Origin of the sequence: Kitasatospora sp. NPDC005856, from assembly GCF_040629945.1 — a bacterium.
In the GTDB taxonomy this organism is placed as follows: domain Bacteria; phylum Actinomycetota; class Actinomycetes; order Streptomycetales; family Streptomycetaceae; genus Kitasatospora.
In genome coordinates this window covers 1-19,580 of the sequence record NZ_JBEXWT010000001.1, presented here as the reverse complement: position 1 = coordinate 19,580, position 19,580 = coordinate 1, and the positions used below count along the sequence as shown (strand labels likewise).

Genomic DNA, 19,580 nt, shown 5'->3' with positions numbered 1-19,580 from the left:
CGCGGGTTCCGACCCGGTGACCGGCGGCGACCGCGGGAAGCGGGCGGACCGTCCCTCCGGCAGCGGGCAGTGCTCCGGCTCCGGCCCGCGCAGGTCTCGTCCGCCACGGCGGCCATCGTGTCGGGCCCGCTCCCGGCCGGCCCGCCGTGGCGTGAACTCCCCATCCGGCAGCCCGGGTTCACACGCCCCGGGTCGCCTCCAGCCGGCCGTCCGCGATCGCCGCCACCAGTTCGCCGTGGTCGACCTTCGTCTGTTCCGCGTAGCGGACGGCGAACTCAGCGACGGCCTCGGCGAAGGTGTCGGCGCCGCCGAGGTAGCCGGCGATGGCGAGGCGGTCGCCGGTGCGGGCGTGGGCGCGGGCGAGGGTGCGGCCGCAGAGGTCGGCGTAGGCTCGCAGGCCGGGGGGCTTCAGATCGGCGACCTCCACCGAGCCCTTCATGTCGCGCAGTTGGCGGCCGTAGAAGTGACGTCCGGCGGGGCCCGTGGTCCAGCCGAGGAAGATGTCGCTGGCGGCCTGCATCAGGTGCTGGCCGGTGACCACCCGGCGGCCGCCGTGGTGGGCGGCGACCTCGGCGTCCACCCGCAGCGGCGGCAGGTGGTCCTCCAGGACCGACCGGTCGGCCTCCTTGATCTGGAGGAACAGCGGGTCGCGGCCGTTCCCGCCCTCCAGCAGCACGATGAAGCAGCGGGTGCCGACACTGCCGACGCCGACCACCTTGGTCGCCGCGTCGACGAACCGGAAGCGGTCCAGCAGCACCCGGCGGTCCTCCGCGAGGGTGGCCCGGTAGTCGCTGAACACCTTGCCGACGGCGCGCAGTTCGTCCTTCTTCAGCGGCTCGATCAGCGGCGGTGAACTGATGATCCGGCGCCGCCCGTCCCGTTCCTCGGTGAGCTTGCCCACGGCCTGCAGGCTGGTGCGGCGCCGGGCACGCGCGAGCTCGGCCTCGACACGTCGGCGCTGCCGGGGCTTGCTCAGCAGCGGAAGCAACTGCGCGGTGTCCACCCGGGCGTACCAGACGTCGAGTTCACCCAGGCCCGCCAGCTGTCGCATCGCGCTCGCGTAGCCCTCGACGGCGACGCGGGCGGCGCGGCGTGCCCGTTCCCCGTCCTGGCCGTTGTCCCGGGCGGCGACGGCGACGCTGGCGGCGAGCCGCTTGACGTCCCATTCGAAGGGGCCGGGGAAGGTCTCGTCGAAGTCGTTGACGTCGAAGAGCAGCGCGCGTTCCGGCGAGGCGTACAGGCCGAAGTTCACCAGGTGCGCGTCACCGCAGAGTTGGACGGTGAGGCCGGTGTCGGGGAGGGCGCCGAGGTCGGCCGCCATGACGGCGGCGGCGCCGCGCAGGAAGGCGAACGGGCTCTCCGCCATCCGCCCACGGCGGATCGGCAGCAGCGAGGCGACCCGGCCCTCGCCCTGCCGCTCCAGCACGTCGAGCGGGTCGGGCCGGTCGGCGGCGGGGATCCACCGGCCGTGGGCGGAGCGGGAGACCCGCTCCCGGGCGGCCCGGCCGTTCCGGCGGCGTTCGGCGGGGGTGGTCATGCGGCGGCTCCGGGCATCGGCGGGGTCCTCTTCCGGCGACGCTAGGACAGGAGTGCCGCAGAGCGCAGCGCACGCCCTCCGGCATTCCACCGTCCGGGTGAAGCAGCCCTCGGACGTCATGAGGGTCCCCGCGAACCCCCCACCCGGGCCGTCGTCCTCACCCGAAGGTCGTCCTCACCCGGAGGAAGGGGGTGCCCTCGAGTCGTCCTCGAGAGCACCCCCTGCCCTGCTCGGCCCGCTACTGCCGCGCCGCGCCCAGCGCCGCCGGCCGGGTCCGCAGCAGCGCCCGGACCGGCACCCCGGTCGCCGCGAGGCAGAGCAGCACGACTCCGCCGACCAGCGGCAGGGCGAGCGTCGGCGGCACGTACGGGGCGGAGTTGGCCACGCCCCGGGCGACCGGCACCAGGGTGGCCCCGGCGATGGCGGTGCCGACCGCCAGGCCGGTCGAGGCCACCAGCAGCGCCTCCCAGCGCATCATGCCGCGCACCTGGCGCCGGGTGGTGCCGGCCAGTCGCAGCAGCGCGACCTCGCGGCGCCGGTCCAGCACCGTCATCACCAGGGTGTTGGCGGCGCTGACGGCGGCGAACCCGCCGAGCACGGCGGCCATCACGGTGTTGGCCCAGCCGCTGAGCTCCAGGTCCTTGTCGGACTGGGCGACGAACCCGGCCCGGTCGGTCACGGCGGCCCCGGCCAGCCCGCCCAGCCCGGCGGCCACCGCGGCGCGGTCGGCGCCCGGCGCGTCGGCGACCAGCACCTGGCTGTCGTACCCGGCGGTGACGTGCGCGGCCACCGCGTCCCGGGGCAGCAGCGCCTGGCCGACGCCGAGCCCGCGGTCGTACACCGCGACCACGGCGGGCCGGGCCGCGGTGCCGTCGCCGAGCCAGAGCGGGACCCGGTCGCCGACCTCGGCGCCGAACGCGTCGGCCAGGGTGGCGCTCAGCGCGATGGTGTCGGGGGCGCGGCCGAGGTCGGCGAGGGTGCCGCTGCGCACGCCGAGGTCGAGCACCTTCGGCAGCCTGGCCGGGTCGCCGTCGACGCCGAGCACGGGGGCGGAGCCCAGCTGGCCGGCGTTCTCGTAGACGACTCCGGTGCGCAGCAGGCCGACGGCGGTGTCCACGCCGGGCACCCGGGCCGCCCGCTCGGCCGTTCCGGCGGGCAGGCCGGGGCCGGTGGCGCCGATCACGTGGTCGGCGGTGACGCCGGCCCGGACGTTCTCGCCGGTGGTGTGGCGCACGGTGCTCTGCAGGATCAGCAGGGTGCCGCAGAAGGCGGTGACCAGCACGATCGGGGTGATCGCGGAGGCCAGCCGGCGGGCGTTGGCACGGGCGTTGTCGGCGGCCAGCGAGCCGGGCGCGCCACCGGCCCGCAGCGGGGCTCCGAGGACCACGGCGGCGGCCCGGGCCAGCCAGGGGCCGAGCAGGGCGACGGCCACCATGAGGCACATCACCACGCCGAGCGCGACCTGGGCGGCCTTGTCGCCGTCGAGGGCGCTGGCGACGCCGGCGGCCGTGCAGCCTCCGGCGGCGAAGAGCAGTCCGAGGACGGTGCGCACCCGCCCCGGGCGGGGCGGTTCGACGGAGGCCTCGCCGAGCGCCTGGGCGGCCCGCATCCGGGACGGCCTGCGGGCGGCCAGGAAGCCGGCGGTCAGCGCGGCGAGGGTGCAGGCGAGGACGGCGGCGATCATCGGCAGCGGGCCGACGTCCAGGCGGATGTCCGCGGGGACGGCTCCGCGCTCGACCAGTTGGCCGAACCACCAGCGGGCGAGGGCGAGTCCGGGCAGGATGCCGAGCGCCGCGGCGAGCGGCGCGACCAGCATCGCCTCGGCGGCGATGGTGCGGCGGATCTGGCGCGGGGTGGCGCCGATGGCGCGCAGCAGGGCGAACTCGCGGGCGCGCTGGCCGGTGGCGAGTGCGACGGTGCTCATCACCACGAAGACCGCGGTCATGGTGGCGTAGCCGCCGAAGGTGCCACCGAGGGCCATCAGCATGGTGCGGGCGCCGCCGAGGGCGGGGTGCTCGACGGTGCCGCGGCCGTCCCCGGTGAAGGTCCTGGCGTCGCCGCCGACCGCCTGGCGGACCTGCGCGGCGAGCGCGGCGGCGGTCACACCCTCGCGGGGCTGCACGGCGATGGCGTCGACGCGGCCGGGGTGGCCGGAGAGGCGGTCGGCAGTGGCGTCGGCGAACCAGGCGGTGGGACCCGCCTGCTGGACGGCGGCCAGGCCGGAGACCCGGTAGTTCGCGGTACCGCCGGGCGCGGTGAGCGCGAGGCTCGCGCCGGGCGCGAGGTGGGCGGCGCGCGCCGTCTCGGCGTCCAGCACCACTTCGTTCGCACCGGGCGCGCGGCCCTCGACCAGGGTGTCGCCGGGGCCGGCGATGCCGAGCGCGGCGATGCCCCGGCCGGTCAGGGCCGGCGTCCGGCCGGTGGCGGGCAGCGGGAAGGCGGTGTCCGGGCGGGCGGCCGCGACGCCGGGCAGCGCGGCCAGCCGGCCGACCAGCGCGGCGTCCGTCCGGGCCCGCTCCGGGGTGGCCTGCTCCACGGTCTCGACGTCGTCGGCGACCTTCTTCTGGATTTTCACCGCCTGATCGGCCGCGACCACCACCGGGGCGTGCGCGTACCGAGCGGGCGTCAGGCTCGCGGTCAGGCCGGTCTGCAGCAGCACGCCGCAGGCCGCCACCACGGCGGCGCCCAGCACCAGGGCGACCAGGGTGCCCACGAAGGACGCGGGCCGGAAGCGCACCGAGGAGCGCGCGAGTCCGTTCGTCATGCCGCCGCTCCCACCGGGCGGGCGGTCAGCGCGACCATCCGGTCCGCGACGGTCTGCGGGCTCGGGTGCGGCAGGTCGTCCACGATCGCGCCGCCGGCCAGGAACAGCACCCGGTCGGCGAAGGAGGCGGCCACCGGGTCGTGGGTCACCATCACCACGGTCGCGCCGAGCGAGTCCACGGCCTGGCGCAGCAGGGCGAGCACCTCGTGCGCGGTCCGGGTGTCCAGCGCGCCGGTCGGCTCGTCGGCGAACACCACGTCCGGGCGGGTGATCAGCGCGCGGGCGATCGCCACCCGCTGCTGCTGACCGCCGGAGAGCTGCCCGGGCCGGCGCCGGCCGTGCTCGCCGAGGCCCACCCGGCTCAGCAGCTCCCTCGCCCGGCCCCGGTCCTGGCGCTCCCCGGCGAGACGCTGCGGGAGCATCACGTTCTGCTCGACGGTCAGCGAGGGCAGCAGGTTGAAGGACTGGAAGACGAAGCCGATCCGGCTGCGGCGCAGCTCGGTGAGCCGGTTCTCGTTCAGCGCGGTGATGTCCTCGCCGCCGAGCCGGACCTGCCCGGAGTCCGGGCGGTCCAGGCCCGCCGCGCACTGGAGGAAGGTGGACTTGCCGGAGCCGGAAGGGCCCATCACCGCGGTGAAGCTGCCGTGGGCCAGCGCCAGGTCGATCCCGCGCAGCGCGTGCACCGTCGCCTCGCCGCGCCCGTAGGTGCGGCGCACCCCGCGCAGCTCGATCGCGGGGGCCGCGTGCGGGGCCGGGGCGTACGGGGCGGTGCCGTAGGCGTCGGTGCCGTACTGGTCCGTCCCGAACTCGTCGGTCCTGCGGCGGTCTTGGCGGCGTGCCATGGGTGGGCCTTCCTTCGGTTCCGCGTCTCCGCGGCGCTCGTCGTCTACGTGCTCCAACCTAGGGAGGACGGGCTCCGCGAACCATGCAGGCCACCGGCGGACCGCAGGTGGGGTTATCCCCCCACCGGTTCGGCGGGGATCCCCAGGTAGGCGGCGCCCAGCTCGGCGAGCACCGGGTGGGCGGGGTCGAAGGCGGTGCCGTCCACGGCCGCCAGCGGGCGCATCCCGACGCCCGCGTTCACCGCGAAGGCGGCGGTGAAGCGGTCCAGCCCGTCGGCGGGCACCGGCTCGCGGGACTGCGGGCCCCGGTACGCGCCGGACAGCAGGGCCTCGGTGACGCCCGGCAGGCTCGGGCCCTGCGGCCAGACCAGCTTCTCCTCGGCCAGGAAGCCGACGTTCCAGGTCGCGCCCTCGACCACCAGGCCATCCTCGTCCACCAGCAACACGTCGTCGAAGCCCGCCAGTTGGGCCTGCCGGCGGTGGTGCACCAGACCGAACAGGCCGACGTGCTTCACCTGCGGCAGCTCCCGCCGGTACGCCGCGGTGCGGACCCGCAGCGGGGCGGGCGCGGCCGCCGCGGCCGGGCGGGTGGTCACCAGCAGGCAGGGAGCGGCCGGGGCCGCGGGGCGCTCCAGGCCGAGCGCCGGGTCGTACACGGTGACCCGGACGATCACCGGCGCGCCGTCGGCGGGCAGCACCGCGCCGATCCGCTCCCGCACCGCCGCCCGGTCCAGCTCGGCACCGAACAGCACCCGGCAGTCCCGGACCAGCCGGTCCAGGTGCAGCGCCAGGCCGCGCACCCGGCCCGCCTCGGCGCGCAGGGTGGTGAAGTGCCCGTAGTTGAGCAGCCCCAGCGCGGCCAGCCGCGCCGGGTCGGCGGGGACGCCGTCGATCTCGATCTCAGCCATCCCCCGAGTCTGCCAGCTGCGGGGACGCCGACGGGGCCCGCTCCGGCCGCCCGGGATCCGGCGCGGCCCGCTCCGACGGCCCGGGCCCCGATTCCCCGGCCCCCGACATCCCGGAGCCCGGCAGTCCGGAGCCCGGCAACGGCACCGGGCGGTACGGGCTCACCAGCCGCCGACCCGCCGTCCGGGCCGCCCGCTCGAACTCCTCGATCCGGTACGCCAGGCCCTCCGGCTCCCCCGCGTCCGACCAGCGCCAAGCCTCCGCCCACCACTGCGGGCCGCGCACCAGCGGTCGGCCGGCCAGCGCCAGGCACAGGGCCAGCGTGGAGCGGGCGTACTCGTGCACCCAGCCGTCGCAGCCCCGGTAGTCCGCCGTCTCGTCCAGCCGCAACCAGCGGCCCTCCTGCCCGGCGGCCAGTATCGGCACCCAGCCGCGCCGGTCGGCGACCAGCAGGAGCAGTCGACCGTCCTCCTCCCGCACCCGGTGGAGGGGGAGTTGGGGCATCCGGGCGAACGACAGCGCATGCTTCCAGCCCACCACCCACAAGCCCCGGCGCAGGTAGTAACGGACCGCCGGCTGCCAGGTCCAGTGCGCCTCCAGCCGGAACCCCGGCAGGCCCTCGGCGGTGGCCGCCGCGTACACCTCGTCCAGTGCGGCGGCGGCCAGGCCCCGCCCGCGCGCGGCCGGCGTCACATAGAGGGAGGAGACGGCGAGCTGGCTCGGCCCCTTGGTCCAGTTGTCCACCGCGACGGTGCCCACCACCGCCCCGGCGTCGTCCTGGATCCAGTAGCGCCGCCGGTACAGCTCCCCGCCCGGCCACTCCCGCCCGCTCTCCCCCAGCCGCTCCCGCCACCCGCGCTCCGCCTGCGGCGCCAGCCCGTCCGGGTCCACCGGCTCACCCAGCTCGCCCTCCACCAGGGACGCCAAGTCCCAGAGCGCGAACCGCCGTTCCTCCCCCGGCCCGGCCACCCGCAGCCGCGGCCCCGCCGCCAGTCGGTCCTGCGCCCGCTCCACCGCCGCACCCCACGACCTCCGCACAGGGCGAGGATAGCGGTGCGCCGGGGACGATCAGTAATCCACCGGCCACCGAACGTCAGCGCGGGGCCGGGAGGAGGAAGCGGCTCCACGCCACCGGCGGACGCGCCCGCGCCGCCGCCCCGGCGCCCACGCCCGCCGACGACCCGGCGCACAGCCCACTCGGCCGCCGCCCCGGCGTGACGCGCGACCGGGCGGCACGCCACCCCACGCGGTCCCGCCGCCCCGCCCGCGCAGGGTCGGAGCCGCCTGGGCCCCGCCAGGCGCGACCTGATGTCGGGCCCAGGCGCGCCGACCCCGCACCCCTACCCCCGCCCTCCGGCCAGGGGTGGGGGAAACCCGACCACAGGACTCGACTTGGCCGTGATGACCCCGCCGAGCTGCGTCGATGCAATGAAGGGGTGACGAAACGGGCGTGGTGGTGGTGCGGCGGTTGGGTGGTCGCGGCCGGGTGGGCGGGGGCGTTTCCGGTGCTGTCCGGGCTCGGGCCGCACCGGAGTTGGGGGACCTTCGCGGTCGGCGGGTACCTGTCGGCGGCACTGACCGCGGCACTGGCGCGGCGGCGCGGGCGCGAGGTGTCGCTGGCGGTCGCGGCCGTCGGGGCGGTGCTGGTGCCGCTCTGCGTCAGCGGGGTCGACCTGCCGCTCATCGGCCTCTGCTGGCTCGCCCTGGTCCGCGCCGCCGAACGGCGGCCGGTGGCGGCCGGGTTGGCACTGGCCGCCGCCTGCTCACTGAAGTGGACGGCCTGGCCCGAGCTCGCCGTGGTGACGGCCCTGCTGGCGGCCACCGCCGGACGGCGCGCGGCACTGCGCGGGGCGGCCGTCGCGGTGGGGGCGGCGGCGGTGGCCGTGCTGCCGGTGGCGCTGCGCGCGCCCGGGCCGCTGGTGGAGCAGGTGTTCGCCTTCCCCACCAGTCGCGGCCGGCTGCCCACCCCGGCCGCCAGCCCGCTGCCCGGGCGGCTGCTCGCCGACCTCGGCCCGCCCGGCTGGTACGCCGCCGTCGGCCTGCTGCTGCTCGCCGGGCTCGCCGTCGGCGCCTCGCTGGTCGCCCGCCCGCCCCGCACCGCGGCCGCCGCGGCGCACCGGCTGGCCCTGGGGCTCTCGGCGGCCTTCCTGCTGGCGCCCGCCGGGAGGTTCGGCTACCTCGCGCTGCCGCTCGCCCTCCTCCTGCTCCCCCTCGCGCCCTCGACTCCGAACACTCCGAACACTCCGTACACTCCGAACGCTCCGAAAGGCCTGCCATGGGCACCACCCTCGTCGTCACCAACGACTTCCCGCCGCGCCAGGGCGGCATCGAGACCTTCGTCCGGGCCATGGCCGACCGCGTCCCCGGTCACGACGTCGTGGTCTACACCTCGGCCGAACCGGGCGCGGAGCGCCACGACGCCGCTCTCCCCTATCCGGTGATCCGCGACCCCGCCCGCACCCTGCTGCCGACCCCGCGGGTCACCCGCCGGGCCGCCGGGATAGCCCGCGCGCACGGCTGTGACCGGGTCTGGTTCGGCGCCGCCGCCCCGCTCGCCGCGATGGCGCCCGGCCTGCGGCGACTGGCGCCCGGCATCCGCCGAACGGTCGCCACCACGCACGGCCACGAGATCTGGTGGGCCCGCACCCCGGGCGCCCGCGGCCTGCTGCGCCGGATCGGCCGCGGCACGGACGTGGTGACCTACCTCGGCGCCTACACCCGCGCCCGGATCGCCCCCGCGCTCGGGCCGGACGCCCGGCTGGTTCGCCTGGTGCCGGGGGTCGACCCGTCGGTCTTCCGCCCGGCCGCCGACGTCATGCCGGCCTCCGACGTCCGGCCGGACCCCGAGGGCTCCGCGGCCACCGAAGGCTCCGCAGCCACCGAAGGCTCCACCCGGGACGCGTCCGCCGCCCCGGTGGTGCTCTGCGTGGCGCGGCTGGTCCCGCGCAAGGGGCAGGACGTGCTGATCCGCGCGCTGCCCGCGATCCGCCGGGCCGTGCCCGGGACCACCCTGGTCCTGGTCGGCCGGGGCCCGGACGAGGAGCGGCTGCGGGGCCTGGCCCGCCGGCTGACCGAACCGGGCAGCGTGGTGTTCACCGGCGGCCTGGACCACGCCGGAACGGCCGTCCACTACGCCGGCGCGGACGTCTTCGCGATGCCCTGCCGCACCCGTCGGCTGGGCCTGGAGGCCGAAGGCCTGGGCATCGTCTTCCTGGAGGCGGCCGCCGCCGGCCTCCCGGTGCTGGCCGGCCGCTCCGGCGGCGCCCCGGACACCGTCCTCGACGGCGTCACCGGCACGGTCGTCGACGGCCGCGCCCCCGCCGAGGTGGCCACCGCCCTGACCCGCCTCCTGCTGGCCCCGCCCGCCGAACGTGCCCGGATGGGGGCGGCGGGGCGGCGCCGGGTCGAGGAGCACTGGACCTGGGAGGCTTCGGCGCGCCGGCTCACCGAGTTGCTCGACCCGGCCGTGCCGCTGCCCGACGCGGTCGTCGGCGTCAGTCCGGCTGCCCCCGCAGGTGCCTGACCAGCCGGGCGATGGCCGCCGCTCCGCCGTTGGCGCGCACCGCCGCCACCCAGTTCCGTGCCTGACCCGACAGGTCGTCGCGGCTCGGGCAGGAGAAGCTGAACAGCCAGACGTGGGCGGACAGATCACGCTCCGGCATGCCGCGCCACTCCTCGCCCCCGGCCGCCGTCAGCACGTCCTGGCACTCCGCCAGCGCCGAGTCCCCGTCCCCGGACCACTCCTGCCGCAGCCACAGCAGGAAGTTGGTCTGGGCCGTCGTGGTGTCGTCCCTGGTCGCCTCGCCCTTGAGCAGTCGGTTGACGAGCGCGCTCTGCGGTTCCCGTGTCCTTGCCATGACGCCATCGTTCCGGCACCGCGACCGCCGTGACAAGGGGGTCGATCGCCCACGGGCCGGCCCTGCGGTCACTGCCCGCGCAGGTGTGCCAGCACCGCGAGCACCCGCCGGTTGCCCTCGGTCGGGTCCAGGTCCAGCTTCATGAAGATGTTCCCACAGTGCTTCACCACCGAGGCCTCGGTGATGCTCAACCGGCCTGCCACGGCCTGGTTGTTGAGGCCCTCGGCCATCAGCGCGAGCACCTCGCGCTCGCGCGGGGTGAGGCGGGCCAGCGGGCGGTCGGCCGACTGGGCCCGCAGCAGAACCCGGACCACATCGGGGTCGATCACCGTCTCCCCGTCGGCGACCCGCCGCAGCGCGTCCAGGAAGTCCGCGACGTCACCGACCCGGTCCTTCAACAGGTAGCCCAGACCGGCCGGTTGGGCACCGGCGGCGGCGAGCAGCCGGGTCGCGTACGGGGTGGCCACGTACTGGGACAGCACCAGGACGGGCAGGCCGGCGTGGCGCTCGCGCAGGGCGAGGGCGGCGCGCAGGCCCTCGTCGGTGTGGTCGGGGGGCATCCGGACGTCGGTGACCACGATGTCCGGCCGGGCGGCGTCGACGGCCGCGATCAGCGCCTCGGCGTCGCCGACGGCGGCGGTCACCCGGTGGCCGCCCAGGGCGAGGAGTTCGACCAGTCCGGCGCGCAGCAGCACCGCGTCCTCGGCGATCACCACCCTGAGCACGGGACCTCCAGCCGCAGCGTCGTCGGGCCGCCCGTCGGGCTCGTCACCATCAGTCGTCCTCTCAGCAGTGCCACCCGGTCGGCGAGTCCCGCCAGTCCGGCCCCGGCCGCCGGGTCCGCCCCGCCGCGGCCGTCGTCGGTCACCTGGACGACCAGCCGGCCGCCCGCGACCCGCCCGTGGACGGTGATCGCGGTGGCGCCGCTGTGCTTGGCGGCGTTGGTGAGCGCCTCGGTGACGGTGAAGTAGGCGGTGGTCTCCACGGCGGGGTGCAGCCGCTGCGGGAGCTCGATGTCGGCGGTCACCGGGATCGGGTGCCGCAGCGCGACCTCGGCGACGGCGGCGGCGAGCCCGTGGTCGGTGAGCACCTGCGGGTGGATGCCGCGCACCAGTGCGCGCAGCTGCTCCAGCGCCTGCCGGGCCTCGCCGCGCGCCCGGGTGACGAGTTCGGCGGCCCGGCCCTCCTGCGCGCGCAGCTCGTACTCGGCGAGCCCGAGGGTCATGCTGAGCACGACCAGCTGCTGCTGCGCCCCGTCGTGCAGGTCACGCTCGATCCGGCGCCGCTCGGCCTCGAAGGCGTCGGCCAACCTGGCCCGGGAGCGGGTGAGTTCGAGCACCTGACGCCCGAGGTCGTCTTCCCGGGGCCCGAGTAGGAGGCGGGCCAGCGCGACCTCGGCGGCGGTCAGCAGCGCCCCGCCGTACGCGCAGAGCAGCAGGCCGGCCAGCCCGGCGGCGCTGAACGGCAGGGCGGCGAGCGGCCCGGGCACGGCGTGCCCGGGGATCAGCATCACGGTCTCCGGTGCCAGCGCCCAGACCACCAACGGGGAGAGCACGTACAGGACGGAGAACACCAGCAGCGCGGTGAAGCCCAGCGAGGCGGCGGCCAGCACCGTCGAGGCGAGTACGGCGTGGGCGAGTTCGCGCCAGGTGGCCCGCTCGCGCAGCCGGGTGCGGACCCGGGCCCGGCGGCCCGCCCCGGGCAGGCCGCGGTGCGGGTCGGGCAGCGGGACCGGCTCGACCAGCCGCAGCCGCCACCGGGTCACGGTGGCGGTCGGGATGCCCGCCAACGCCAGGGCGAGCAGCACCGGCAACCCGACGCCGACCACCGACAGGCCCGCACCGAGCACCAGCAGCACCGCGAGGACCACCAGCAGCAGCGGCCCGAGCAGCGCGCCGCTCAGCAGGTACGCCCAGCAGCGCGGCACCCAGTGGGTGAACGGGAAGCGCAGCGGGTGCGCCCACAGCGCCTCGCGCACGGCCGTCGGCTGCGGCTCGCCCGCGCGGCTCCCCTCGCCGGCACCGTCAGCGGCGCCGCCACCGGGCCCCTCGCCGGCCCCCTCGCCACCGCTCCCCTCGCTCACCCGGTCCACCCTAACCGACCGGCTGACGGCCCTTCGGGGCCTGCGTCGGCCCCTCGGCAGGCCCCTCGGCCGAGGCCGTGGCCGGGGCCCGGCGCGGCCTGGTGAGGGCGACGGCCGCGATCACCAGCGCGCCGCCGCCCAGGGCGTTCCAGCCGACCGGCTCGGTGAGGAAGGCGGCGCCGAACGCGGTGGACCACAGCGGCGTCACATAGGTGACCGCGGAGGCGACCGTCGCGCCGGCCGACCGGACCAGGCCCAGGTTGAGCAGGTAGGCCAGGCCCGTACCGAGCGCGCCGAGCACCAGCAGGGCGGCGGCCGCGGCCGGGCCGGGCCAGTGCGGGGCACCCGCGGCGAGCGGCGCGATCAGGGCCAGCTCGGCCGCGGCGCAGCCGATCTGGAGCGCGGAGAGGGTGGTCACCGACTCCGGGCGGCCGGACAGGAAGCGGCGCAGGTAGGCGAAGCCGGCGCCGTAGCAGCAGGTGGCGGCCAGGCAGGCCAGCGCGCCGGTGGTCGCCCCGGCGCCGAGGCCGCGCCAGACCCCGAGCACGACGAGCACACCGACGAAGCCGAGCGCGAGACCGGAGAGCCGACGGGCGTCCGGACGGCGCTCCTCGGGGACGGTCAGCGCCGCGAACAGCAGGGTGAACAGCGGGGTGGTCGCGTTCATCACCCCGGCCAGCACCGAGCTGACCCTGGTCTCGCCGAAGGAGAACAGGGTGAACGGCACGGTGTTGAGCAGCACCGCGACCACCGCCGAATGCCCCCACAGTGCCCGGTCGCGCGGGGCCCGCTCGCCCCGCAGCAGCAGGACCGCCCAGAGCGTGACGGCACCGAGCAGGCAGCGCCACAGCGCCACCCACACCGGCGGCGTCCCCGCGTCGACCGCCACCTTGATCAGGGCGAAGCTCGCGCCCCAGATCGCCGACAGCGCCACGAAGCCCGGCAACCAGCGCCGCACCCCGACCACCTCCGTCCTCCTGTCGCGTTCCTGGACAGAGCGTGACCCGGCGGCGCAGCATGAGTCCAACAAGTGGCAGTGCGCTCGTGATGAGGAAGTCTCATGGCATCGGACGTCAACCTGGCCCAGCTCAGGGCACTGGTCGCGGTCGCCGACACCGGCGGCTTCGGCGCGGCCGCCGACGAGCTGGGCATCAGCCAGTCCGCCGTCTCGCACGCCGTCGCCGCGCTGGAGCGCAGCCTCGGCGCACCCGTGCTGCGGCGCGGCAGCCCGTGCCGCCCCACCCCGCTCGGCGAGCAGGTCCTCCCGCACGCCCGGACGGCCGTCGCCTCGGCCCTCGCCGTCCGCACGATCGCCGCCCGGCACTCGGGCGGCCTGACCGGCACCGTACGGCTCGCGGCGCCGACCACCGTCTGCCAGGCACTGCTGCCAGGGCTGCTGAAGGACTGGCGGGCGGCGCACCCCCAGCTGACCGTCCGGGTCTTCGAGGGCGAGGACGAGGAGCTGGCGGCCTGGCTGGAGGCGGGCACGGTGGACGCCGCCGTCCTGGTGGACGCCGGACCGCTGCCTCCCGGGGCGGTCGCGCTCGGCGCCGACTCGATGCACGCGCTGCTGCGCCGCGACCACCCGCTCGCGGGTCAACCGACCATCCACGTGGCCGAGTTGGAGGACGACGACTTCCTGCTCTCGGAGGGCGGCTGCGAGCGGCGGATCCGCGAGGCCTACCGGCGGGCCGGCACCCGCTTCACGCCCCGGCACCGCATCCGCGACCTGAACACCCTGATCGGCATGGTGAACGCGGGCGTCGGGGTCTCGGTCATGCCCGCGCTGGCGCTGACCATGCTTCCGGCCGACTGCGTGCTGGTCCCGATCCGGCCCGCCGTCCACCGGACGCTGTCGCTGACCGGGCCGACCGGCCGCCCCTGGTCCCCCGCGGTCGGCGGACTGCTGGCCGGGGTGGCGACCGGGGCCGGCGCGGGCGCCGTCGACGGGGCGGGCGCCGTCGACGGGGCCTGACCTGCCGCGATGCCTCCGGAGTCGATCACGTAGATTCAGCTGCGGCTGACGGGGCGTCCGGCGGGAGGGAGCGAGAGCGGTGGGGCGGAATGCGCTGGTCCACGCCGTTTCCGCGCCCCGGCCGTTACCATCGCCCCTATGCCCCCGCAGGACCACCCCGACCACGCCGAGCCGGTGCCGCCGCACCCTCGACGGGGGGTGCTGAGGTGTGCTACCGGACCCTCGGTCCAGCCAGCCAGCCAGCCAGCCAGCCAGCCAGCCAGCCAGCCAGCCACGCCCGCGCGCGGGCCGGACTCCCCCGCCGAGGTGCTGTTCGCCGTGCGCTCGGCCGCCGCGCTGCACCGGCTGCTCGACCTGCTGCCCGTCTTCGAGGGTGACGACCGGGTCCGCTGCCGCTTCACCCTGGTGCCCGGCTCCGACTTCGCCGCCGACGCGCTCGCGGCCGTGGACGCCGCCGGGGCCCGCTCCATCCCGTGGACCGAGGCCCTCGCCACCACGCACGACCTGATCCTCACCGCCAGCCCCAAGGGCGCGCTCGACGGCCTGCGCGGCCGGCGGGTGCTGCTCCCGCACGGCGCGGGCTTCAACAAGGCGCTGGCCCGGGAGGGCTCACCCGGGCTCCCGTCCGGCCTCGACCCGGCGTTCCTGGTCAGCGACGGCCGCCCCACCGCCGCCCTGCACGCCCTCGCCCACCCCGACCAGGTCGAGCAGCTCGCCGCCCGGGTGCCCGGCGCCCGGCGGCACGCCGTCGTCGCCGGGGACCCTACGCTCGACCGGATCCTGGAGTCCCTGGACCGGCGCGACGCCGTCCGCGCCGCCCTCGGCACCGGCGGCCGGCGGCTGGTGGTGCTCTCCTCCACCTGGGGGCCGCAGTCGCTGCTCTCCCGCCACCCCGACCTGCCCGCCGAGCTCGCCGCCCGGCTGCCGTACGACGGGTACCAGCTGGCGCTGATCGTCCACCCCAACGAGTACAGCCGGACCGGCGCCTTCGACCTCGCCCGGCGGCTGCGCCCCGCGCTGGACGCGGGCCTGCTGCTCGCGGCGCCGTACGAGGAGTGGGCGGCGCTGCTGGTCGCGGCGGACGCGCTGGTCACCGACCACGGCTCGGTGGCGCTCTACGCCGCCGCCCTGGACCTGCCGGTGGTGGCGGCCTGCGACGGCACGGACGAACTGATCCCCGGCAGCCCGATGGACCGCCTGCTGGCCGCCGTACCGCGCCTGGACCCGGCGGCGCCGGTCCTGCCGGAGCGCCCGGGCGGCACCCGCCGGTTCGCCGGGCAGGCCTTCGCGCTCACCGGGCGGTGCCTGGAGACGCTGCGCCCGGAGCTGTACAAGCTCCTCGGCCTCGTCCCGCCTCCCTACCCCGTACGGCCGCGCCCGCTTCCGCTGCCCGAACGCGCGCCGTACGCCCCGGCCGCGTTCGCCGTCCGGGCGTCGGTGGCCGGCGGGGAGGTCGCCGTCGAGCGGCTCCCGCCCTGGACGGAGCTGCCCTTCCACCACCTCGCCGCCGAGTGCGGCCGGGCCGGCACCCGCGCGCTCCGGAGCTCCGCCCTGCTCTACCACCGCGCCGGCACCCCGGCGGAGACCGGTTGGCACCACGAGTGCCGGACCGCCGCCGACTGGACGGCCGAGGCCTTCGAGGAGTACCCGAACTGCCGCACGGCCGCGGTGGTCCTCTCCCCCACCACCGCCCTGCTGCGCCGTGACGGCGGCGCCCCGGTCGCCGTCCACGTGGCCCCCGACCGCTCCGGCGGGCGCGTCCGCCGCACCGACCCGGCCGCCGCCCTGTCCGCCGTGCACGCCTGGCTCGGCGCCCACCCGGACGCCCCGGGCACGCTCCCCGCCACGCTGACCGCCCGTTTCGGCAGCACGACCCACCGCATCCGGCTGGCGGTCCCCACCGAGGCCGAGGCCGAGCTCCCGGTCTGACCGGCTCGGGCCCGCCGCCCGGCGGGCCACCCCTGCCGGCCCCGCGGCTCCCCCGCCCTCACCCCCGCAGGCGGTCCGCCTCCGCCCGGTAGCCGGCCGCCGCGGCGTCCTCGCCGAGCTCCCGGTGGAAGTCCGCCAGGGCGTCCAGCACCCGCAGCTCGTCGGCGGCCGACTTCCGCGCCCGGGCGCCGTCGAGGGCGGCCCGGTACAGCGGCACGGCCTCGTCCGCCCGGTCGGCGGCCCGCAGGGCGGCGGCGAGTTCGAAGGCGGTGCGGGACGTCATGCGCTCCCGGCCGAGATCGGCGGCGACCTGGTGCGCCTCGGTGAGCAGCGCGACGGCGCGGCCCGGATCGCCCAGGGCGAGGGCCGCGCGGCCGAGCAGGTAGGTCTGGAGCATCGCGCCGTAGGTGTTGCCGATGGCGAGGTGCTCGGCCCGGGCCGCCTCGAAGTCGGGCACGGCAGCGGCCCAGTCGCCCTGGACGGAGGCCAGCTTGCCGCGGAACTCGACGGCGGAGGCGCGGAGTTTGCGCTCCTGCTCGGTCGCGCCGAGCAGCTCGGCCCGGTTCACGGCGACCCGCAGCGTCTCGGCGGCCTCCGCGTAGCGGCGCTGCTCCCAGAGCGGGCGGGCGAGCTGGCAGCGCATCCGGACGGCGGCGAGCGGGTCCTCGGAGCGGTCGGCACCGGCGACGCCGAGGCCGAAGGCGTCGATCACGTCGGTGTAGTGCTGGTGGTCGAGGAAGTGCGTCCAGAGCGGTTCGCACAGGGCGACGGCGTCGGAGTCCAGGCCGTCCTCGTACGCGATCCGCACGCAGCCGTACAGGGCGAGGTGCTCGCGCTCCAGCCAGTGCAGGGCCTCGTGCGCGGCGGCGAACGGCACGTCGGGCGCCTCGGCGAGCCCCGGCTCCTCGACGACCGGCCGGGCCACCACCAGGCGCGGCCCGGCCGCGACCAGGTCCGCGCGGGCGGCCTGCCGGCGGTACCAGCGGACCAGCCGTCGCCGGGCGGCCGGGACGTCCTCGGCGGCGCCCTCGGCCCGCCGCGCCGCGTGCCCGCGGATCAGGTCGTGCAGCCCCCGCCCGTCCGGCCGCGGGAGCAGCAGCCCCGCCTCGTACAGTTCCTCCAGCGCGTCCTCGGCGTCGCCCGCGCCTCCGCCCAGCAGCGCGGCGGCGGCCCCGACCGTGACCACCGGCCCGGGGTGGTGCGGCAGCAGCCGGTACAGTCGGGCGGCTCCGGGGCTCAGGCTCGCGTACGCGGCGTCCCAGACGGCCTCCACCACGGGCACCCCCTCCCGGTCCAGCTCGACGGTCAACTCGTCGATGAGCCTGCGCAGTTCGCGGTGACGGTAGCGGCGAAGCCAGCGCCCGGCGACGTGCAGCGCGGCGGGCAGCCCGGCGCAGCGGCGGGCGAGTTCGGCGGCAGCCTCCGGGTCGGCGGCGAGCCGGGGGTCGGAGACGGTGGCCCGCAGCAGACCGGTGGCGTCCTCGCCGTCGAGCGGGCCGAGCGGCAGTTCGACGGCGCGGGCGGTGTCGAGGTCGTGGAGGGGGCCGCGGCTGGTGACGATGACGATGCCGCCGGCCGAGGAGGGCAGCAGCGGCAGCACCTCGGCGCCGGTGCGGGCGTTGTCCAGGACGAGCACCAGGCGCTTGTCCTGACTGGCGGTCCAGTAGCGGCGCCGCCGGTCGGCGTAGCCGGGCGGGAGCACCGCGTCGGGGTCGAGGCCGAGGGTCAGCTCGCCGAGGGCGTCGGCGGGGTCGACGGCGCCCTCGCGCCGCAGGTCGTCCAGGTCGAGGTGGAGGATGCCGTCCGGGCAGCGGCCGAGCCGGCGCAGGGAGCGGGCGAGCTGGAAGCCGAGGGCGGTCTTGCCGATGCCGCCCATGCCGATGAGGGTGAACACCAGCGGGCCGCCGGCCGTCGGCTCCTCGGAGGTGGCGACGAGGACCTGTTCCTGCTCGTCGGTCCGGTCGGCGAAGTGGGGAAGCTCGGGCGGCAGCTGCCAGGGGACGGCGGGCGGCGCCTGGTGGGTCAGGTTCAGCTGCTCGATGGTGTGCGCCTGAACGACGGCTCCGGCGCGCACCTGCCCGTCCACACGGTTCGTGTTCTCCTTGGCCACCCGTCAACTCTAGGGGCTGTCCGTCCGGCTGTGCGGGAGCTTGCCCCAGCGGGGCCGCGGTACCAGCGGGTGCTTGCACCAGCGGGGCCGCGGCACCACCGCCGCGCGTGGGGCGCTCGTGGCGCCCCGCGCGCGGGCACGGCGCGGGTCACTCCCCGGTGAACCGCTCCCGCAGCTCCAGCAGCACCTCCGCCGCCTCCGTCAGCCCGGCCGCCTCGCAGCGCGCGACGGCGGCGGTCAGCCGGGCCACCGCCGCCTCGGGGCGACCGAGGTCGCTGCCCTCGATCAGCGCGGCCAGCCGGACGGACTCCGCCCGCGGCGACTCGGCCCGCTCGCCGCCCGCCTCGTACTCCGGGACGGCCCGCTCGGCCTCGGCCAGCGCCTCCTCGTACCGCCCGGCGACGGCCAGCGAGCGCGCCCGCTCGTAGTGCGAACCGCCGCGCAGGTACCAGGAGTTGTACTCGTCGCCGCGCCGCTCGGCGGCCTCGCCGACCGCGTCCGCCTCGGCCAGCAGGGCGAGCGCCGCCGCCAGCCCCTCCTCGCCCTGTTCCCGCATCGTCAGCCGGGCCAGCTCCCGCAGGGTGGCGGCCAGCTGGTCCACCTGCGGGGCCTTGCCGTGCGCCTCGCGGGCCCGGTCCAGCGCCGCCTCGGCGGCGTCCCCGCGCTCCGCCCGGGCGAGCGCCAGGGTGGCCTCGCAGGCGACCATGGTGTGGGTCGCCTGGTCCTCCCAGCCGGCCACCTGGTCGGCCAGCCGCAGGTACTCCTCGGCGGCGTCCCGGTGCTCCTCCAGCTCGGACAGGCCCCGGGCGAGGTCCAGTCGGGTCTGGGCGAGCATCCGGACGTCCAGCCGGGCCGCCGACGCGTCCAGCAGCACCGACTCCAGCACGGCCACCGCGTCCGCCGCCCGCCCGGTGTCGCGCAGCACGTCGGCCAGCTGCAGGCGCACCTGGGCGGCCTCCTCGACCGCCTCGGCGCCCTTGCGGTCGTAGCGCGCGGCCGCCTCCGACAGCGCGCGGACGGCACCGCCGAGGTCCCCCACCTGGAGGCAGGAGTGGCCGAGCATCATGTACGTCGGCGCGTACGGGTAGGAGTCGTCGCCCCAGCGCACGGCCTCCGCCAGCGCCCGGTGGAACACCTCGACCGCCTGGCCCGGCTCGCTGCTCTGCAGCAGCACCTGGCCCAGCAGCCCGAGCACCCGCGGGGTGTGCCAGGCCAGCTCGGCGGCGTCCAACCGGGCGAGCACCTCGCGCAGTTCGGCCTCCGCCTCGGCCAGCAGCCCCTTCCGGGCGGCGACGTCGGCGGTGTACTGCCGGGAGGTGGCGGCCCGTCGCTCGGAGCCGAGCTCCACGGCCGTCCGGCGGTAGGCGCCGACGGCCGTCTCGAAGCGCTCGGCCACCTCGTCGGCGGGCTCGGGCAGTGCCTCGACCAGGTCGTGGTGGGCGGCGTAGGCGCGGGTCTGCAGCACGATCAGGTAGTCGTCGTTCCGGACGCACCGCCGAAGCGCTGCGCGCCCAGGCCGCACGGCTCCGCGACCACCTCGACGCCCACCCCGGACCCGGCCCGGCCGAGGTCGGCCA

The 19,580-nt window shown here is 77.2% G+C and carries 15 protein-coding genes; 4 read left to right on the top strand and 11 right to left on the bottom strand.

The window, feature by feature from the left end; all coding sequences use genetic code 11:
• Positions 1-178: 178 nt before the first annotated feature.
• From ABZ449_RS00075 to ABZ449_RS00055, 5 genes are all read right to left on the bottom strand, one after another.
• Positions 179-1,537, bottom strand: a complete 1,359-nt coding sequence (locus ABZ449_RS00075) for a DUF2252 domain-containing protein (protein WP_360337474.1) — start codon at positions 1,535-1,537, stop codon at positions 179-181.
• Between the two features lie 238 nt (positions 1,538-1,775).
• Positions 1,776-4,301, bottom strand: a complete 2,526-nt coding sequence (locus ABZ449_RS00070; protein ID WP_360337471.1) for an FtsX-like permease family protein — start codon at positions 4,299-4,301, stop codon at positions 1,776-1,778.
• Complete coding sequence (locus tag ABZ449_RS00065) at positions 4,298-5,143, bottom strand: ABC transporter ATP-binding protein (RefSeq protein ID WP_360337468.1); 846 nt, start codon at positions 5,141-5,143, stop codon at positions 4,298-4,300. Before ABZ449_RS00065 ends, ABZ449_RS00070 begins: the two co-directional genes overlap by 4 nt.
• 113 nt (positions 5,144-5,256) lie before the next feature.
• Positions 5,257-6,051 carry an aminotransferase class IV gene (locus ABZ449_RS00060; RefSeq protein ID WP_360337465.1) on the bottom strand — a complete coding sequence of 265 codons (795 nt, stop codon included), beginning with the start codon at positions 6,049-6,051 and terminating at the stop codon, positions 5,257-5,259.
• Positions 6,044-7,087 (bottom strand): GNAT family N-acetyltransferase, encoded by a 1,044-nt coding sequence (locus tag ABZ449_RS00055; RefSeq protein WP_360337462.1) that lies wholly within the window; start codon positions 7,085-7,087, stop codon positions 6,044-6,046. The genes ABZ449_RS00060 and ABZ449_RS00055 overlap by 8 nt, the downstream gene beginning before the upstream one ends.
• Positions 7,088-7,485: 398 nt before the next feature.
• Between ABZ449_RS00055 and ABZ449_RS00050 the strand changes: the two genes are divergently transcribed.
• Complete coding sequence (locus ABZ449_RS00050; RefSeq protein WP_360337460.1) at positions 7,486-8,490, top strand: hypothetical protein; 1,005 nt, start codon at positions 7,486-7,488, stop codon at positions 8,488-8,490.
• Positions 8,397-9,572: a glycosyltransferase family 4 protein gene (locus ABZ449_RS00045; RefSeq protein WP_360338727.1), complete on the top strand. Its 1,176-nt coding sequence runs from the start codon at positions 8,397-8,399 to the stop codon at positions 9,570-9,572. Before ABZ449_RS00050 ends, ABZ449_RS00045 begins: the two co-directional genes overlap by 94 nt.
• Here ABZ449_RS00045 and ABZ449_RS00040 read toward each other — a convergent pair.
• The 4 genes from ABZ449_RS00040 to ABZ449_RS00025 all read right to left on the bottom strand — a co-directional run bounded on the left by ABZ449_RS00040 (position 9,544) and on the right by ABZ449_RS00025 (position 12,947).
• A complete protein-coding gene (locus ABZ449_RS00040) occupies positions 9,544-9,906 on the bottom strand; it encodes a hypothetical protein (protein ID WP_360337457.1) in 363 nt (120 codons plus the stop codon). The genes ABZ449_RS00045 and ABZ449_RS00040 overlap by 29 nt on opposite strands.
• A 68-nt stretch (positions 9,907-9,974) precedes the next feature.
• The gene (locus ABZ449_RS00035; protein ID WP_360337454.1) at positions 9,975-10,631 is read right to left on the bottom strand and encodes a response regulator transcription factor; all 657 of its coding nucleotides are present in this window, start codon (positions 10,629-10,631) and stop codon (positions 9,975-9,977) included.
• Positions 10,616-11,872, bottom strand: coding sequence for a sensor domain-containing protein (locus ABZ449_RS00030; protein WP_360338724.1), 1,257 nt, complete (start codon positions 11,870-11,872; stop codon positions 10,616-10,618). The genes ABZ449_RS00035 and ABZ449_RS00030 overlap by 16 nt, the downstream gene beginning before the upstream one ends.
• A 127-nt stretch (positions 11,873-11,999) precedes the next feature.
• Positions 12,000-12,947, bottom strand: coding sequence for a DMT family transporter (locus ABZ449_RS00025; RefSeq protein WP_360337451.1), 948 nt, complete (start codon positions 12,945-12,947; stop codon positions 12,000-12,002).
• Between the two features lie 102 nt (positions 12,948-13,049).
• Between ABZ449_RS00025 and ABZ449_RS00020 the strand changes: the two genes are divergently transcribed.
• Both ABZ449_RS00020 and ABZ449_RS00015 read left to right on the top strand, forming a co-directional pair.
• Positions 13,050-13,964 (top strand): LysR substrate-binding domain-containing protein, encoded by a 915-nt coding sequence (locus ABZ449_RS00020; protein ID WP_360337448.1) that lies wholly within the window; start codon positions 13,050-13,052, stop codon positions 13,962-13,964.
• Positions 13,965-14,270: 306 nt separating this feature from the next.
• On the top strand, positions 14,271-15,893 hold the full coding sequence (locus ABZ449_RS00015) for a translation initiation factor 2 (RefSeq protein WP_360337445.1): 1,623 nt from the start codon (positions 14,271-14,273) through the stop codon (positions 15,891-15,893).
• Positions 15,894-15,951: 58 nt separating this feature from the next.
• On the opposite strand, the gene ABZ449_RS00010 is transcribed toward ABZ449_RS00015, so the two are convergent.
• Both ABZ449_RS00010 and ABZ449_RS00005 read right to left on the bottom strand, forming a co-directional pair.
• The gene (locus tag ABZ449_RS00010) at positions 15,952-18,003 is read right to left on the bottom strand and encodes an NB-ARC domain-containing protein (RefSeq protein ID WP_360337442.1); all 2,052 of its coding nucleotides are present in this window, start codon (positions 18,001-18,003) and stop codon (positions 15,952-15,954) included.
• Positions 18,004-18,151: 148 nt separating this feature from the next.
• Complete coding sequence (locus tag ABZ449_RS00005) at positions 18,152-19,468, bottom strand: hypothetical protein (RefSeq protein ID WP_360337439.1); 1,317 nt, start codon at positions 19,466-19,468, stop codon at positions 18,152-18,154.
• Between the last annotated feature and the right edge of the window lie 112 nt (positions 19,469-19,580).

What these genes read in the sequence shown, in the direction of transcription:
- ABZ449_RS00020 (WP_360337448.1), top strand. Translation starts at nt 13,050, where the DNA reads ATGGCATCGGACGTCAACCTGGCCCAGCTCAGGGCACTGGTCGCGGTC.
- ABZ449_RS00045 (WP_360338727.1), top strand. Translation starts at nt 8,397, where the DNA reads ATGGCCGACCGCGTCCCCGGTCACGACGTCGTGGTCTACACCTCGGCC.
- ABZ449_RS00075 (WP_360337474.1), bottom strand. Translation starts at nt 1,537, where the DNA reads ATGACCACCCCCGCCGAACGCCGCCGGAACGGCCGGGCCGCCCGGGAG.
- ABZ449_RS00065 (WP_360337468.1), bottom strand. Translation starts at nt 5,143, where the DNA reads ATGGCACGCCGCCAAGACCGCCGCAGGACCGACGAGTTCGGGACGGAC.
- ABZ449_RS00070 (WP_360337471.1), bottom strand. Translation starts at nt 4,301, where the DNA reads ATGACGAACGGACTCGCGCGCTCCTCGGTGCGCTTCCGGCCCGCGTCC.
- ABZ449_RS00040 (WP_360337457.1), bottom strand. Translation starts at nt 9,906, where the DNA reads ATGGCAAGGACACGGGAACCGCAGAGCGCGCTCGTCAACCGACTGCTC.
- ABZ449_RS00060 (WP_360337465.1), bottom strand. Translation starts at nt 6,051, where the DNA reads ATGGCTGAGATCGAGATCGACGGCGTCCCCGCCGACCCGGCGCGGCTG.